This is a genomic window from Limnomicrobium aquaticum (assembly GCF_040545545.1).
Classification (GTDB): Bacteria; Pseudomonadota; Alphaproteobacteria; order Rhizobiales; family Rhizobiaceae; genus Ensifer_A; species Ensifer_A aquaticum.
Genome location: NZ_JBEPMB010000001.1, coordinates 1,025,417 through 1,039,251, shown reverse-complemented (window position 1 = coordinate 1,039,251; position 13,835 = coordinate 1,025,417). Strand labels below are relative to the sequence as shown.

At 60.5% G+C, this 13,835-nt stretch carries 12 protein-coding genes; 5 read left to right on the top strand and 7 right to left on the bottom strand.

The genetic code is table 11. The features are described from left to right. Positions 1-11: 11 nt before the first annotated feature. Positions 12-350 (bottom strand): P-II family nitrogen regulator, encoded by a 339-nt coding sequence (locus ABID16_RS05145; protein ID WP_112627428.1) that lies wholly within the window; start codon positions 348-350, stop codon positions 12-14. 332 nt (positions 351-682) lie between these two features. On the opposite strand from ABID16_RS05145, the gene ABID16_RS05140 reads away from it, so the two are divergent. Then, positions 683-2,161, top strand: a complete 1,479-nt coding sequence (locus ABID16_RS05140) for an NAD(P)H-hydrate dehydratase (protein ID WP_354555259.1) — start codon at positions 683-685, stop codon at positions 2,159-2,161. A gap of 10 nt (positions 2,162-2,171) precedes the next feature. Here ABID16_RS05140 and ABID16_RS05135 read toward each other — a convergent pair whose 3' ends face one another. The 6 genes from ABID16_RS05135 to ABID16_RS05110 form a co-directional block, all read right to left on the bottom strand. Continuing rightward, positions 2,172-3,395 carry a molybdopterin molybdotransferase MoeA gene (locus ABID16_RS05135; protein WP_354555258.1) on the bottom strand — a complete coding sequence of 408 codons (1,224 nt, stop codon included), beginning with the start codon at positions 3,393-3,395 and terminating at the stop codon, positions 2,172-2,174. After that, positions 3,376-3,885, bottom strand: coding sequence for a cyclic pyranopterin monophosphate synthase MoaC (gene moaC / locus ABID16_RS05130; RefSeq protein ID WP_354555257.1), 510 nt, complete (start codon positions 3,883-3,885; stop codon positions 3,376-3,378). Before moaC ends, ABID16_RS05135 begins: the two co-directional genes overlap by 20 nt. Beyond that, positions 3,882-4,697 carry an indole-3-glycerol phosphate synthase TrpC gene (gene trpC / locus ABID16_RS05125; protein WP_354555256.1) on the bottom strand — a complete coding sequence of 272 codons (816 nt, stop codon included), beginning with the start codon at positions 4,695-4,697 and terminating at the stop codon, positions 3,882-3,884. Before trpC ends, moaC begins: the two co-directional genes overlap by 4 nt. A gap of 21 nt (positions 4,698-4,718) precedes the next feature. After that, entirely contained in the window at positions 4,719-5,735 is a 1,017-nt protein-coding gene (gene trpD, locus ABID16_RS05120) for an anthranilate phosphoribosyltransferase (protein WP_354555255.1), read from the bottom strand. 25 nt (positions 5,736-5,760) lie between these two features. Then, on the bottom strand, positions 5,761-7,653 hold the full coding sequence (locus tag ABID16_RS05115) for a SurA N-terminal domain-containing protein (RefSeq protein ID WP_354555254.1): 1,893 nt from the start codon (positions 7,651-7,653) through the stop codon (positions 5,761-5,763). 148 nt (positions 7,654-7,801) lie between these two features. Next, positions 7,802-9,760 (bottom strand): putative bifunctional diguanylate cyclase/phosphodiesterase, encoded by a 1,959-nt coding sequence (locus ABID16_RS05110; RefSeq protein ID WP_354555253.1) that lies wholly within the window; start codon positions 9,758-9,760, stop codon positions 7,802-7,804. 235 nt (positions 9,761-9,995) lie between these two features. Between ABID16_RS05110 and ABID16_RS05105 the strand changes: the two genes are divergently transcribed. From ABID16_RS05105 to clpA, 4 genes are all read left to right on the top strand, one after another. Beyond that, on the top strand, positions 9,996-10,199 hold the full coding sequence (locus tag ABID16_RS05105) for a DUF3126 family protein (protein ID WP_354555252.1): 204 nt from the start codon (positions 9,996-9,998) through the stop codon (positions 10,197-10,199). Positions 10,200-10,387: 188 nt separating this feature from the next. Beyond that, entirely contained in the window at positions 10,388-10,747 is a 360-nt protein-coding gene (locus tag ABID16_RS05100; RefSeq protein ID WP_354555251.1) for a phasin family protein, read from the top strand. A 292-nt stretch (positions 10,748-11,039) separates the two neighbouring features. Then, on the top strand, positions 11,040-11,396 hold the full coding sequence (gene clpS / locus ABID16_RS05095; protein ID WP_109857745.1) for an ATP-dependent Clp protease adapter ClpS: 357 nt from the start codon (positions 11,040-11,042) through the stop codon (positions 11,394-11,396). Between the two features lie 9 nt (positions 11,397-11,405). After that, complete coding sequence (gene clpA / locus ABID16_RS05090; RefSeq protein ID WP_354555250.1) at positions 11,406-13,826, top strand: ATP-dependent Clp protease ATP-binding subunit ClpA; 2,421 nt, start codon at positions 11,406-11,408, stop codon at positions 13,824-13,826. Positions 13,827-13,835 lie beyond the last annotated feature (9 nt).

Below are 13,835 nucleotides of genomic sequence, written 5' to 3'. Positions count from 1 at the left end.
CCGGGCCGAGATCAGATGGCGTCGAGACCCGTTTCGCCGGTACGGATACGGATGACTTCCTCGATATTGGACACGAAGATCTTTCCGTCGCCGATACGGCCGGTCTGCGCCGCCTTGCGGATCGTCTCGATGACGGTTTCCGCATTCTCGTCTGCCAGCACCACTTCGACCTTCACCTTGGGGAGAAAATCGACGACATATTCGGCGCCGCGATAGAGTTCAGTATGGCCCTTCTGACGGCCAAAGCCTTTGGCTTCGGTCACAGTGATCCCCTGCAGACCCACTTCCTGCAGTGCTTCCTTCACTTCGTCGAGCTTGAAGGGCTTGATGATCGCTTCGATCTTTTTCATGAGAAAATACTTCTCCGCTTCTCCCGTTGACGTGAGGCGAATATTCGCCCCGCGCCCAACTCAATGCAGATATCATGCCAATTGCCTGATGTTGCGGCAAAATTCGGTTGATATCTCACTGCTCTCAAAGAGTTTTCACCCAAATCGGCTTAAAAGGCCAGTGGCATTCGATGAATTCTCAGCGAAAATACGACGCAGGGGAGCAAGGACTTGATGCAAGGATCAATCGGTCGAGCAATGACCGGTGAATATATGCGTATATATTCATCAAATGCACAAAAATAGTCCAATTGCTGGTCGCGTGAGCGCCTTTTCGGGAAGCGGGAATGAGGATGCTGCACGAATTTGAACGAATTCTGATCGGTCCGCGCGAGATGGGTCTCGTTGATGCTGATGCCGCCGGCTCAGGCATCGACTCGTTTCGCCTGATGCAGAACGCCGGCGAAGCCGTCGCCGCCTTGGCTCTTGCCCGTTATCCGGATTCGGGGCGTTTCGTTGTACTGTGCGGACCGGGCAACAATGGCGGCGACGGTTATGTCGCGGCAGCAGCATTCGCTCGCGCAGGCGCCAGTCTCTGCATTTACGGAATTGGGAGCGAGGACCTTAAGGGTGACGCCGCACGCGCGCGCGCCAGAGTCGAAGCAGAAGTCGCGCCCTTGTCCGCCTATGCCTGCCGCCCCGGCGACGTGATCATCGATGCGATATTCGGCGCCGGCCTCAGCCGCGATGTGCCGCAGGATGTGGCACGCATCATTGCCGATGCGACGAAGCTGAGGCTTCCTATCGTAGCGGCCGATATACCCTCCGGGCTCGACGGAGAAACCGGCGAGATCCGTGGTGCGGCTTTTTCTGCGACCGACACTGTCACCTTCATGGCGCGGAAGCCGGGGCACCTCCTGTTGCCTGGCCGCGAACTCTGCGGCGCGCTGCATGTCTTCGATATCGGCATCCCGAAGCGGCTGGTGATGGCGCGGGCCGGCAAGCTTTGGGAAAACGGTCCCGGCCTCTTCTCCGACGCCCTTGCCGGCCCGACGGCGGAGAGCCACAAATATGCCCGCGGCCACGTTGCCGTCTTCTCAGGCGGTCCAACGAGTTCGGGCGCCGCCCGTCTGTCGGCAACTGCTGCCCTGAAGGCCGGCGCCGGCGCGGTCACTCTGGTCTCGCCGTCGGAAGCGTTGGCGGTCAATGCGGCCCATCTGAATGCCGTCATGCTGCGCGAGGCAGACAGCCGCGCCATCCGCGCGATGCTGGGCGATCATCGCGTCAGCGCCTTCGTGGTTGGTCCCGGATACGGCGTCAGCGCGGCTTTGCGGGAACTCGCGCTCTCGCTTCTCACCAAACCGACCGTGCTGGATGCCGACGCGCTGACCGCCTTTGCCAGCGAGCCGAAATCCCTGTTCGAAGCGATCCACGCGGAAGGGGCGACGGTCGTCATGACACCGCACGAAGGCGAGTTCGGCAGGCTTTTCCCCGATCTTGCCTCGGCCAGCGGCTCGAAGGTCGAGCGCGCACGCAAGGCCGCAGCCCGCTCGGGCGCGGTGATCGTCTATAAGGGTTCGGATACCGTCATCGCGGCGCCGGATGGTCGGGCCGCGATCAACACCAATGCGCCTGCCGATCTGGCGACAGCGGGGTCAGGGGATGTTCTGGCGGGGATCACCGCCGCCATGCTCGCCCATGCCGCACCCGCCTTCGAGGCGGCTTGCGCTGCCGTCTGGATCCATGGGCGGTCAGGTCAGGTGGCGGGCGGGGGGCTGACGGCCGAGACGCTGGTCGATGTCATCCCGCAGGCGTTTCCAGAGATGGTCTGAGCGCTATTCCTCAGGGCGTTTCGGGATCACGAAGGAGGATCGCGCGCGCCGTTTCGCCAGCGGCCATGGGCAGCGCGAAAGGCTCGCGGATGACCAGGCAGCCAGCCTGCGCCAGCACGTTCATCATCGAAGAATCCTGCTTCTCGAACGGTTCGGCGACAAGGCGACCCTGCGGGTCGCGCGACAGCCGCGCGCGCAGATGGTCGCGCCGCTTGTCGTTTTCGCCGAGTGCTTTGGCCACAATGACCTCTGCCTCGCGCTTCGGTGCGGGCTGCCCTGCGAGCCTTGCCAGCAGGGGCTCGAGAAAGAGAAGGCTGCAGACCATGCTGGAGACCGGATTCCCCGGCAGGCCGATAACGATCATGTCGCCAAGCGATCCAACCATCAGCGGCTTGCCCGGACGCATGGCAATCTGCCAGAAATCGAGCTGCATGCCCGCGTTCTTCAGCGCTCTTTGCACCAGGTCGTGATCCCCCACGGAGGCGCCACCAAGTGTGACCAGCACATCGAGCCCGGTTGCGCGTGCCGCCGCGATCTTGCCGGTCAGATCGTCCATCGTGTCGCGCGCAATCCCGAAATCGGTCACGTCTGCGCTGCAATCGCGGGCAAGAGTGGCCACCGCAAAGGTGTTGGAGGCGATGATCTGGCTTGCCGCGCGGGGCTCGCCGGGCCTGACAAGTTCGTCGCCTGTGGCGAGCAAGCCGACTCGCGCGCGCCGGCGGACGGAAAGGCTCGAATGATCCATCGCCGCTGCCACCATCAGGCGGGTGGGCGTCATCACGCTTCCTGCTTTCAGAACCGTCTCGCCCTCGCGGAAATCCTGTCCCCGTGGACGGATATGCCGGCGCGGTTCGGGGAAGAAGGTCATACCGATCGTGCCGTCGTTGTGGCGCACGGCATCTTCCTGCAGCAGGACGGCATCGGCACCCTTCGGCACGGGCGCGCCCGTGAAGATGCGAACCGTCTCTCCGGGGCTGATGGTCCCATCGAAGGCATGACCGGCAGCAGATTCGCCAATCAGCTTGAGGCGGGCATCCGCATGCGCATCGGCTGTCCGGATCGCGTAGCCATCCATGGCGGACGAATCGAAGGGTGGTTGCGTGAGTTTGGCGGCGAGGTCGGATGCGAGAACGCGGCCGGCGCAGCCATCAAGCGGCAGCGTTTCGCTCTCGGTGACGGGTTTGGCCAGCGCCAGAAGCCGGATGAGCGCTGCATCAACCGGCAACAATGTCATCGCCAATCCCGCCTTCGTAAACATAATCGCCGGACTTGCCGCCGGACTTTGTCAGCAGGCGGATGGGGCCGATTTCCATGCCCTTGTCGGCGGCCTTGGCCATGTCGTAGATCGTCAGGCACGCGACAGAACAGGCCGTGAGCGCCTCCATCTCGATGCCCGTCTTGCCGGTCAGCTTTGCCGTCGTCACGACGCGGTAGCCGGGAAGCGTCGGCGCTTCCTCGATCTCGACGGTAACCTTGGTCAGCATCAGCGGGTGGCACAGCGGGATGAGGTTGGATGTCTGCTTGGCGGCCATGATGCCGGCGATGCGAGCGGTCGCCAGCACGTCACCCTTCTTGGCGGAGCCGGAGCGGATCAACGCCAGCGTTTCCGGCTTCATGCGGATGTAGCCTTCGGCACTGGCCGTGCGTTCGGTATCGTCCTTCGCGCCCACATCGACCATGTGGGCGTCGCCCTTTTCGTTGATATGGGTGAGTGCGCCCGTCATTCGGCTGCGACGCTCGCAGCTTGCCCGGTGAGAAGCAGGCGCGTTGCAGCGGTCACATCCGCCTGCCGCATCAGGCTTTCGCCGACGAGGAAGGTCGAAATGCCGCTCGCTTTCAGGCGCTGGCAGTCCTCATGCGTGAAGATTCCGCTTTCACCGACGAGTAGCTTGTCTTCCGGCACCATCTTCGCCAGCCGTTCGCTGACCGCGAGGCTGACTTCGAAGGTCCGGAGGTTCCGGTTGTTGATGCCCAGGAGCGGGGAGGCGAGCTTGAGGGCGCGCTCCGTCTCTTCCTCGTCGTGAACTTCGACCAGGACATCCATCCCGAGCGAGAATGCTTCATCCTCGAGCCGGCGCGCCTCATCATCCGTGAGGCTTGCCATGATCAGCAGGATCGCGTCCGCGCCCCAGGCGCGCGCTTCGTGAACCTGATAGGTCTCGAACATGAAATCCTTGCGCAGCGCCGGCAGCGAACAGGCCTTGCGGGCTTCCGTCAGAAATTCCGGTGCGCCCTGAAAGCTTGGCGTGTCGGTCAGCACGGAGAGGCAGGCAGCGCCACCCGCCTCATAGGCCGCGGCCAGTGCCGGCGGATTGAAATCCGGGCGGATGAGCCCTTTGGACGGGCTCGCCTTCTTGATCTCCGCGATGAGGCCGAACGCGCCCGCTTCCTGCTTCGCCATCAAGGCTTTCGCAAAGCCGCGGGGTGGTGCCTGATCGGCGGCGCGTGCCTTTAGCTCTGCGAGCGGAACAGCAACCTTTGCAGCCGCAATTTCCTCACGCTTGTAGGCTTCGATCTTCTTCAGGATGTCGGTCATCGGAGGTTCCTGATTACCCGCTCACTCTACGGAATTGGAAACGGCGATCAGCTTGTCGAGAGCGCTAGCGGTAGCGCCGCTTTCGAGCGATTCGATGGCGAGCGTCATGCCGGTCTTGATGTCCTGTGCAACGCCGGCAACAACCAGCGATGCAGCAGCATTCGCCAGCGCGATGTCGCGATAGGCGTTCTTTTCGCCATCCAGGACGGCGCGTAGCGCCCGCGCATTCTCTTCGCCATCGCCGCCGCGAAGATCGTCAATCGTTGCCGTCTCGACACCAAAGTCGGAAGGCGTCAGCTTGAAGGCGCGGATCTTGCCGTCTTCCAGCGCCACGACATCGGTTGTTCCCGTCGTCGTAATTTCATCGAGCCCGCCGCCGTGAACGACCCAGACACTTTCGGAGCCAAGTTCGCGCAACGTCTCGGCAATCGGATGCAGCCAGTGCGGCGAGAAGACGCCAACCAGTTGTCGCTTGACGCTGCCGGGATTGGCGAGTGGTCCCAGAATGTTGAAGATCGTGCGCGTACCGAGTTCGACTCGGGCCGGTCCGACATGTCGCATTGCCGAATGATGAAGCTGGGCGAACATGAAGCCGATGCCCGCCTCGCGGATACACGCCGAGATGACCTGCGGTCCGATGTCGAGCTTGACACCCAGCGCGCTCAGGGCATCGGCCGTTCCGGCCTTCGAAGACAGCGCCCGGTTGCCATGCTTTGCAACCGGCACGCCGGTTCCCGCAACGATCAGCGAAGCGAGCGTCGAGATATTGTAGGTCTTCATGCCGTCGCCGCCAGTGCCGACGATATCGACCGCATGCGCCGGGACGTCGACGCGCAGCATCTTTTCACGCATTACGCCGACGGCGCCGACAATTTCCGGGACGGTCTCGCCACGCACACGCAGTGCCATCAGGAAGCCACCGATCTGAGCCAGCGTGGCTTCGCCGCTCATGATGATCGAGAAGGCGTCGCGCGCCTCTTGCGTATCCAGGCTTTCGCCATTGGCGACCTTTGCAAGATGTTGCTTCAAGTCGGGCATGAAAACTCCCCCGGCGCCTGCCGCCTTACCGTGTGATCGCCTGCTGTGCCAGCGACTGATTGATCGCAACGCCGTACTGGCCCTGCAGCTTGGTCACCATTTCATCGAGCATGTCGTCGCCGGCGGAATTGGCGAGCTGTTCGATCTGGCGGTTGTCATTGGCGAGCGGATCGACATTCGTATCGGTACCGGTGGCCGTGACCTGCAGAACGATCTTTTCGCTCTTGTCCGCAGTCCAGGCAGAGGCCGCATGACCCTCCGCGCCGCCGAAGGCAGCAGCAACGGCCTGCGGGCTCAGGACCGCGTCCTCAGTGTTGCGCTTGAGGCCGGTCTTCTCCTCGACATTCACGCCAAGGCCTGAAGCAATCTCGGTGAGTGCCTTGCCGCCCTTCAGGTCCTTCACGATGGCATCCGCCTTGGCGTCCAATTCCTTCTGCGTCTGCTCTGTCGTCCAGTCCACGACCGCGCGATCGCGAACCTCTTCAAGCTTGCGGTCGCGCGCGGCGATGACGTCCTTGACCTCGAACCACACATAGCCGTCCTGGCCTATGCTGATCGGCAGGGCATCGACACCCTGTTCGGCCTTGAAGACTTCGCCCAGAAGCTTCTGCTGTGCCGGCAGTTCCTTGACCGGCTCGCCCTTCATGTCCTTGCCGGTAGCATCGACCGCGTCCACCGTGATCGAACCGAGCTTGAGCTGCTTGGCAGCCTCTTCGAGTGAGGCGCCGGAGGCTCGCAGATCCTCGTAACGGTCACGCACGTTCAGGATGTCCTGGGCAGCCTGCGACAGGGCGATGTCGCGGCGGATCTTGTCTTTCACCTGGTCCAGCGAGCTCTGGCTATCCGGCTTGATATTCGTGACACGCACGATAACGGGGCCGAAAGCTCCATCGACAACGTCGCTCACGCCACCGTCGGCCGGGATCGCGAAGGCGGCTTCCGCAATCTTCGGATCGGGAACCTTGGCCTTTTCGAAATTGCCGAGCATGACATCGGCCGGCTTGCGGCCCGTCTCTTCGACGAACTTGTCGAAGGTGATCTCGCCAGATTTCAGACGCTGGTCCGCCTTCTCGGCGGCTGCCTTGTCGGGGAAGGGGAGCAGCTCGATCGAGCGCGAGCCGGGCGTCAGATAGCGGCTCTTGTTTTTTTCGTAGTCGGCCTTGATTGCGGCGTCCGAAATCGTCGCCGGATCCATGATGTCTGCCGCCTCAAGCTTCATATAGGTGAACTTGCGATATTCGGGCGCGCGATAGGCGGCCTTGTGTTCGTCGTACCATTTGGACAGCACATCGTCGGCCGGCGGCTTGACTGCTTCGACGTTCGAAGAGGACAGAAGGATGTACTTGATATCCCGCGTCTGCGCACGATACTGCGCCATTGCGTCCGTCAGCGTCTTCGGCGCCTTGAAGCCATCGGCGATCGCATCGACGAGCTGGCTGCGGATGGCAACCTTGGTCTGGCTCTGGATGTAGTCCGCCTCGGTAAAACCGGCATTGCGGAGCGCTGCGGCGAAGACCTGACGGTCGAACTTGCCGTTTGCGGCGCGGAAAGCCGGCTCCTTGGCAATTTCCTCAGCCAGGCGCGCCTCCGAAAGTCCGAGTTTCATCTTGGTGGACAGCTGGTCGAGAGCCGCACCTGCCGCAAGCTGCCCATAGACCTGCTGCTCGATCCCGAACGCGCGGGCCTGCTCCGGGGTTATACGCTGGCCGATCTGGCGAGAAATGCCGGCAATCTGGCGCTCGTAAGCCATACGGAATTCGCGCATTCCGACCCTCTGGTCGCCTACGGTGATGACGGCGTCCGGCGTATCGGGGACGAGTGAACGGGAAATGCCCCATACGCCAAAAGAGCCAACCAGCAGCACGAAGAAAATTTTGGCGACCCAAGTTTGCGCGCCGCGCCTTAAGAGATCGAGCATTGACGAAGGTGTCCTCGCATTGATCCGGGGCCGATTGGCCCGAGATGAACCGTTTTTTGCGTGTTCCATAAAAGAAAAGCAAGGCAACGGGAAGCCTTTAGGCGGCAATCTTGCCGCGGAAGATCGAATTTGAGTGAGTGACAGGCCGTCAGGCGATGCGCTTGGCAGCGCCCAGCTTGATGACATCCTTGCCGAGCAGTTCACGCTGGGCAAGCCACAGCGCCGCATCGGCAGGGGTCAGCGCCTTCGAGAACAGGAAGCCTTGAGCCTGATCGCAGCCGAGTTCGATCAGTTTTTCCGCTTCCTCGCGCGTTTCCACACCCTCGACCAGAATTGCGAGATCAAGCGCCTTGCCGAGCGTCAGCAGGGCGGTCACCAGAGCCTGGTTGTGCGGATTGTGCGCGATGCCGGTGATGAAGTTGCGGTCGATCTTGAGCCTGTCGATCCGCATGTCGATCAGGTAGGAAAGGGACGAGTGTCCCATACCGAAGTCATCGACGGCGATCTTGAAGCCTGCCTTCTTGAGGCGCACCAGCTGATGATTCGAGCTCTTGGTGTCGAACAGCGTCTCTTCCGTAATCTCGATCTCGATACGGTCTGGATCGATATTGTACTCTGCGGCAACCTCGATGAACATGTCGGCGGGCGAGACGTTTGCGAACTCACGCGGCGATATGTTGACGGCAACGGGAATATCGAGGCGACCGGCGTCTTCAATAGCGCGGAGGAACTCGCAGGCCTTAATCAGCATGAAGCGGGTAACGTGATGACCCATATGGGCATTGGCCGCGACTTCCCCGATTTCCTGCGGATTGACGTGCCCCAGCACTGGGTCATACCAGCGCATGAGCGTTTCAAAGCCGATGACGTCGCCGTTGATCAGCGACACCTGCGGCTGGAACACCGCGCGCACGTCGCCGTTCGCAATCGCGGCGGGCAGGGTGGCCTCGATGAGGCGCTGGCGGTTCAACCGTTCGCGCAGCGTGCTGTTGAATACGGAAACAAGGCGACGGCCACGTTCCTTGGCGTCGTAAAGCGCCATGTCCGCTGCGGCGAAGAGCCCGTCCGGCTCGCGTGCATGCTCCGGCGCGAAGGAAACCCCTGCGCTGGCGCCGCTGCGCGTCTGCAGGCCGCCGTCGATCACCGGATCGCGAAAGCCTTCCACCACCTTGGTGGCGAAATGCCGTGAACGCTCCGTGGCTCCCTTGCCGCAGATGACGGCTGCGAACTCGTCGCCGCCGAGGCGTGCCAGCAGGTCTTCCGGTTCTGACAGTGTCCTGAGTTTACGGGTGAAGGCGAGCAGAAGCTTGTCGCCGGCACGGTGTCCGTAGGTGTCGTTGACCGCCTTGAAGCGATCGAGGTCGAACAGGACAAGGGCCAGTTCCGTATCACCGCTCAAATCGGAAAGGCGGGCATTGAGCGCTTCGTTGAAGGAGGCGCGGTTTGCAAGGCCTGTCAGCGCATCCTGACGGGCCAGCACTTCGAGCTGCTTGTTGGAATCAACGATATGCGCATTCGCATTGAACAGCGACTTGGCGAGCGCCCGTGCTTCAAGCGCGCTGCGGGTGCGCGCCAGAAACTGGCGCTCGGCCTCGAACGTGTTGCGCACGATGATTACCGTCAGCACGACCGCGTTCGCACCGATCAGGAACCCGGTGGACGTGCCGGAGAACAGCATGATCGTGTCGAGCGCGAAAAGCGGCGGCGTGAGGAAGGCCAGTGCGGCAATCGCGTAGGCCGCATCCTGGATCAGCGTTCCGGCGGTGATCCCGGTGATGATGAAGATGACATAGCTGTCATGGCTTTCGGCAATATTGGAAAGCGCAAGCGGAACAATGGACCAGCAGATGCCGCTCATCAGGGCGCCAAGGGCCAGAAAATTCAGGACCAGTTGAGGGTTTCTTTTCAGCGTTTCCCGCCGCCGGATACCGATCACATAGGCAAAGCGCACGGCGTTGATCACAAGCACGCCAATAAGCCAATAAAGAACGGGTCGGCTCGGCCGGTCCAGAACGAGGAGGGCGGCAAGAGAAATGGCGATGAAACTGTTCATCGCAAGCGACAGGAACAAGCCGGACAAAGCCGACTTCGCCTGCGCAACCTTCATTGCCTTTTCAAATCTGCTTGCGTCCGACAAAAACCTGCCCGCCATTCGTCAATGGATTTCAAACATAGTGAGTCACATATAAAAATGGATTAATAAATGCTCAGCTAGGATTGTGCAAAGCCTCATTGTTCGCGCGGCGACAGATGATGCGCAATCCGCCGGGGTTTACAGCCTCATGCCGGGTATGCCAAAAGCCGGGCCGTTCCCAATCCCTGCAGACTATAAGGAAGATATCGTGAAACCGGAAGAAATTCGCAAGCTCGAGGCTTATCTGAAGCGCAATCTCAATCCGGCCATGGTGGTCAAGGCGCGCCCGCGGAAGGACGATTCCGCTGAAGTCTATCTCGAAGACGAGTTTCTCGGCGTCATCTACAAGGATGAGGAAGAGGGCGAGCTGTCTTACAATTTCTCGATGGCGATCCTCGACATAGACCTCTGAGTGCCTTTGTCAGCGTGCTGCGGCGCTATCTCGTTGTTTGCGTCGCAGCATTTATCAAAGCCGAATAAATTCATAAATTTGATATATTTATAGACTTTCGGCCTTGTGTGCTCTGCACGATCTTGAGTTGACTTTTTTGTGCGCTGCATATAAAGATGCGGCCTCTTCTCGAACTCAAGGGTGAAGCAATGTTCAATTTTGATGAAGCCAGCCACAAGAGCAAGGAAGCCATGGAAACGATGCTGAAGAACTATTCGGCCGTGACCCAGGGTTTTCAGGCGATTGCGACTGAAGCGGCGGATTTCTCCAAGAAGTCCTTCGAAGAAAGCGTAGCTCACGTTGAAAAGCTTGCGGGCGTGAAGAGCATCGAAGCTGCTGTCGAGCTGCAGACGTCCTTCGTGAAGTCTTCCTTCGAGAAGATGGTTGCCGAAGCGACGAAGATCAGCGAACTTTACGCCGATGTTGCCAAGACCGCCTACGCGCCGTTCCAGACGGCCATGAACAAGGCGAACGTTTCGGCTGCTCCGCAGTTCAACGAAGCTGCCTGATAGACTCAGTCTTTCCGACTGTATCGACGATTTTTGCGAACCGGCTCCATTGTGGGCCGGTTTTTATTTGTCCTGACCATGCTGGCGGGATGCCGCGCATTGCTTACGTCGCGACCGACCTCACGAAGAAATGTAGGGGCTTGCCTGCCTTGGCCATCATTTCCCGTTGCGGACAGCCGGGAAGGCCTTAAAATAGCAGAACGATGCACTTAGATAGGAGCTTCGCCTCCCGGGTCGATGCGTATCTCTTGTCGATCCAATGAATGGAAATACCGAAGGAGTTTAACCGGAAATGATCGTCATGCCGGTCCATATGCAGGCTGAAAATGATGATGATAACAGGACGGGCGGCAATCGCGGCACCGCCGTGATCACGCGAACCAAGCCCAAGACAAAGCGCCCAAGCCTTTACCGGGTCCTGCTTCTCAACGACGATTATACCCCGATGGAATTTGTGATCCACATTCTGGAGCGTTTCTTCCAGAAGGATCGGGAGGCCGCGACCCGCATCATGCTGCATGTTCATAACCATGGCGTCGGCGAATGCGGAATTTTCACCTACGAGGTGGCGGAGACAAAGGTGACGCAGGTGATGGATTTCGCCCGGCAACACCAGCATCCGCTGCAATGTGTCATGGAAAAGAAGTGAGGGAAAATCGTGCCGACATTTTCGCCAAGTCTGGAAAAAGCGCTCCATCAGGCCCTCACGTTTGCCAATGAGCGCCATCATGAATACGCAACGCTGGAGCATCTGCTTCTCGCGCTGATCGAGGACACCGACGCCGCCGCCGTCATGGGCGCCTGCAATGTCGATCTCCCCGCGCTGCGCAAGACCGTCATCGACTATATCGATACCGAACTCGGCAGCCTGGTCACCGGCTACGAGGAGGATTCCAAGCCGACCTCGGGTTTCCAGCGTGTTATTCAACGCGCCGTCATCCACGTTCAGTCCTCCGGCCGCGAGGAAGTGACGGGAGCAAACGTGCTTGTGGCCATTTTCGCCGAACGCGAAAGCCACGCCGCATTCTTCCTGCAGGAACAGGAAATGACCCGCTACGACGCGGTCAATTATATCTCGCATGGGATCGGCAAACGGCCGGGCGCCAGCGAAGTCCGCTCGCCACGCGGTGTCACCGAGGAAAACGAGAGCGGTCCGACCGCCCAGCGTGGCAGCAATGAGCATGAGGAAGGCGAGGGCAAGAAGAAGCAGGATGCTCTGAAGGCCTATTGCGTCAACCTCAACGAGAAGGCCAAGGTCGGCAAGATCGACCCGCTGATCGGCCGCCACGACGAGGTCAACCGCACGATCCAGATTCTCTGCCGCCGCTCCAAGAACAACCCGCTTTACGTAGGCGATCCGGGCGTCGGCAAGACGGCGATTGCGGAAGGTCTTGCCAAGCGCATCGTCGAGAAGAAGGTTCCGGAAGCGCTTGAAAACGCAACGATCTTCTCGCTCGACATGGGAACTCTCCTTGCGGGAACCCGCTATCGCGGCGATTTCGAAGAGCGCCTGAAGCAGGTCGTCAAGGAACTGGAAGATTATCCCGGCGCGATCCTGTTCATTGACGAGATCCACACGGTGATCGGGGCTGGCGCTACGTCGGGCGGTGCGATGGATGCATCGAACCTCCTGAAGCCGGCTCTGTCGTCCGGCGCGATCCGCTGCATCGGCTCGACCACCTACAAGGAATATCGCCAGTTCTTCGAAAAGGACCGCGCGCTGGTTCGTCGTTTCCAGAAGATCGACGTCAACGAGCCGTCCATTGACGATGCCATCGACATCATGAAGGGCCTGAAGCCCTATTTCGAAGATTACCACAAGCTGAAATACACGAACGACGCCATCAAGGCGGCTGTCGAGCTTTCGGCGCGCTATATCTCTGACCGCAAGCTGCCGGACAAGGCGATCGACGTGATCGACGAAGCCGGTGCCGCTCAGATGCTGCTGCCGGCCTCGCGTCGCCGCAAGACGATCACCGACAAGGAGATCGAGGCCACGATTGCGACCATGGCCCGTATTCCGCCGAAGACCGTGTCGAAGGACGACGAGATGGTTCTGGCCAATCTCGACAAGGAACTGCGCTCGGTCGTCTACGGCCAGGACAATGCCATCGACGCGCTGTCGTCCGCGATCAAGCTGGCGCGTGCCGGTCTGCGCGAGCCGAACAAGCCGATCGGCTGCTACGTCTTTGCAGGTCCAACCGGTGTGGGCAAGACGGAAGTCGCCAAGCAACTGGCCTCGTCGCTCGGCGTGGAACTGCTGCGCTTCGACATGTCGGAATATATGGAGCGGCACACTGTGTCGCGCCTGCTCGGTGCGCCTCCCGGCTATGTCGGCTTCGACCAGGGCGGTCTGCTCACCGATGGCGTCGACCAGCATCCGCATTGCGTGCTGCTGCTCGATGAAATCGAGAAGGCGCATCCGGATATATTCAACATCCTGTTGCAGGTCATGGACCATGGGTCTCTGACCGACCACAACGGCAAGAAGATCGATTTCCGTAACGTCATCCTGATCATGACGACCAATGCGGGCGCTGCCGAAATGGCAAAGTCGGCCATCGGCTTCGGCTCGTCGAAGCGGACGGATGAGGATGTCGAGGCGATGAACCGCCTGTTCACGCCGGAATTCCGCAACCGACTCGATGCGACGATCCAGTTCGCGCCGCTGCCGCCGCAGGTTATCCACCAGGTGGTGCAGAAGTTCGTGATGCAGCTCGAGGCCCAGCTTTCGGAACGCAACGTGACCTTCGAACTCACCGACGAAGCGACCGACTGGCTGGCCAGGAAGGGTTACGACGACAAGATGGGCGCCCGCCCGCTGTCGCGCGTCATCCAGGAAAACATCAAGAAGAAGCTTGCCGACGAAATCCTCTTCGGCAGGCTCAAGAAGGGCGGCGTGGTCCGCGTCTCCGTCGATGGGGACGAGCTGAAGCTCGACTTCATCCCGGAAGGCGCCAAGGTCGAGCCGAAGCCGGAAGCCGAGGAAGAGGCGGCTGCAAAAGCAGCCATCAAATCCCCGGCAAAGCCCAAGGCCTCGCGCGCGAAGAAAAGCGCACCGTCTGACATCAACGTCTGATCGTCATCA

Coding starts and splice junctions, on each gene's coding strand:
- ABID16_RS05145 (WP_112627428.1), bottom strand. CDS start 350: ATGAAAAAGATCGAAGCGATCATCAAGCCCTTCAAGCTCGACGAAGTG.
- ABID16_RS05140 (WP_354555259.1), top strand. CDS start 683: ATGCTGCACGAATTTGAACGAATTCTGATCGGTCCGCGCGAGATGGGT.
- ABID16_RS05135 (WP_354555258.1), bottom strand. CDS start 3,395: ATGACATTGTTGCCGGTTGATGCAGCGCTCATCCGGCTTCTGGCGCTG.
- moaC (WP_354555257.1), bottom strand. CDS start 3,885: ATGACGGGCGCACTCACCCATATCAACGAAAAGGGCGACGCCCACATG.
- trpC (WP_354555256.1), bottom strand. CDS start 4,697: ATGACCGACATCCTGAAGAAGATCGAAGCCTACAAGCGTGAGGAAATT.
- trpD (WP_354555255.1), bottom strand. CDS start 5,735: ATGCCCGACTTGAAGCAACATCTTGCAAAGGTCGCCAATGGCGAAAGC.
- ABID16_RS05115 (WP_354555254.1), bottom strand. CDS start 7,653: ATGCTCGATCTCTTAAGGCGCGGCGCGCAAACTTGGGTCGCCAAAATT.
- ABID16_RS05110 (WP_354555253.1), bottom strand. CDS start 9,760: ATGAAGGTTGCGCAGGCGAAGTCGGCTTTGTCCGGCTTGTTCCTGTCG.
- ABID16_RS05100 (WP_354555251.1), top strand. CDS start 10,388: ATGTTCAATTTTGATGAAGCCAGCCACAAGAGCAAGGAAGCCATGGAA.
- clpS (WP_109857745.1), top strand. CDS start 11,040: ATGATCGTCATGCCGGTCCATATGCAGGCTGAAAATGATGATGATAAC.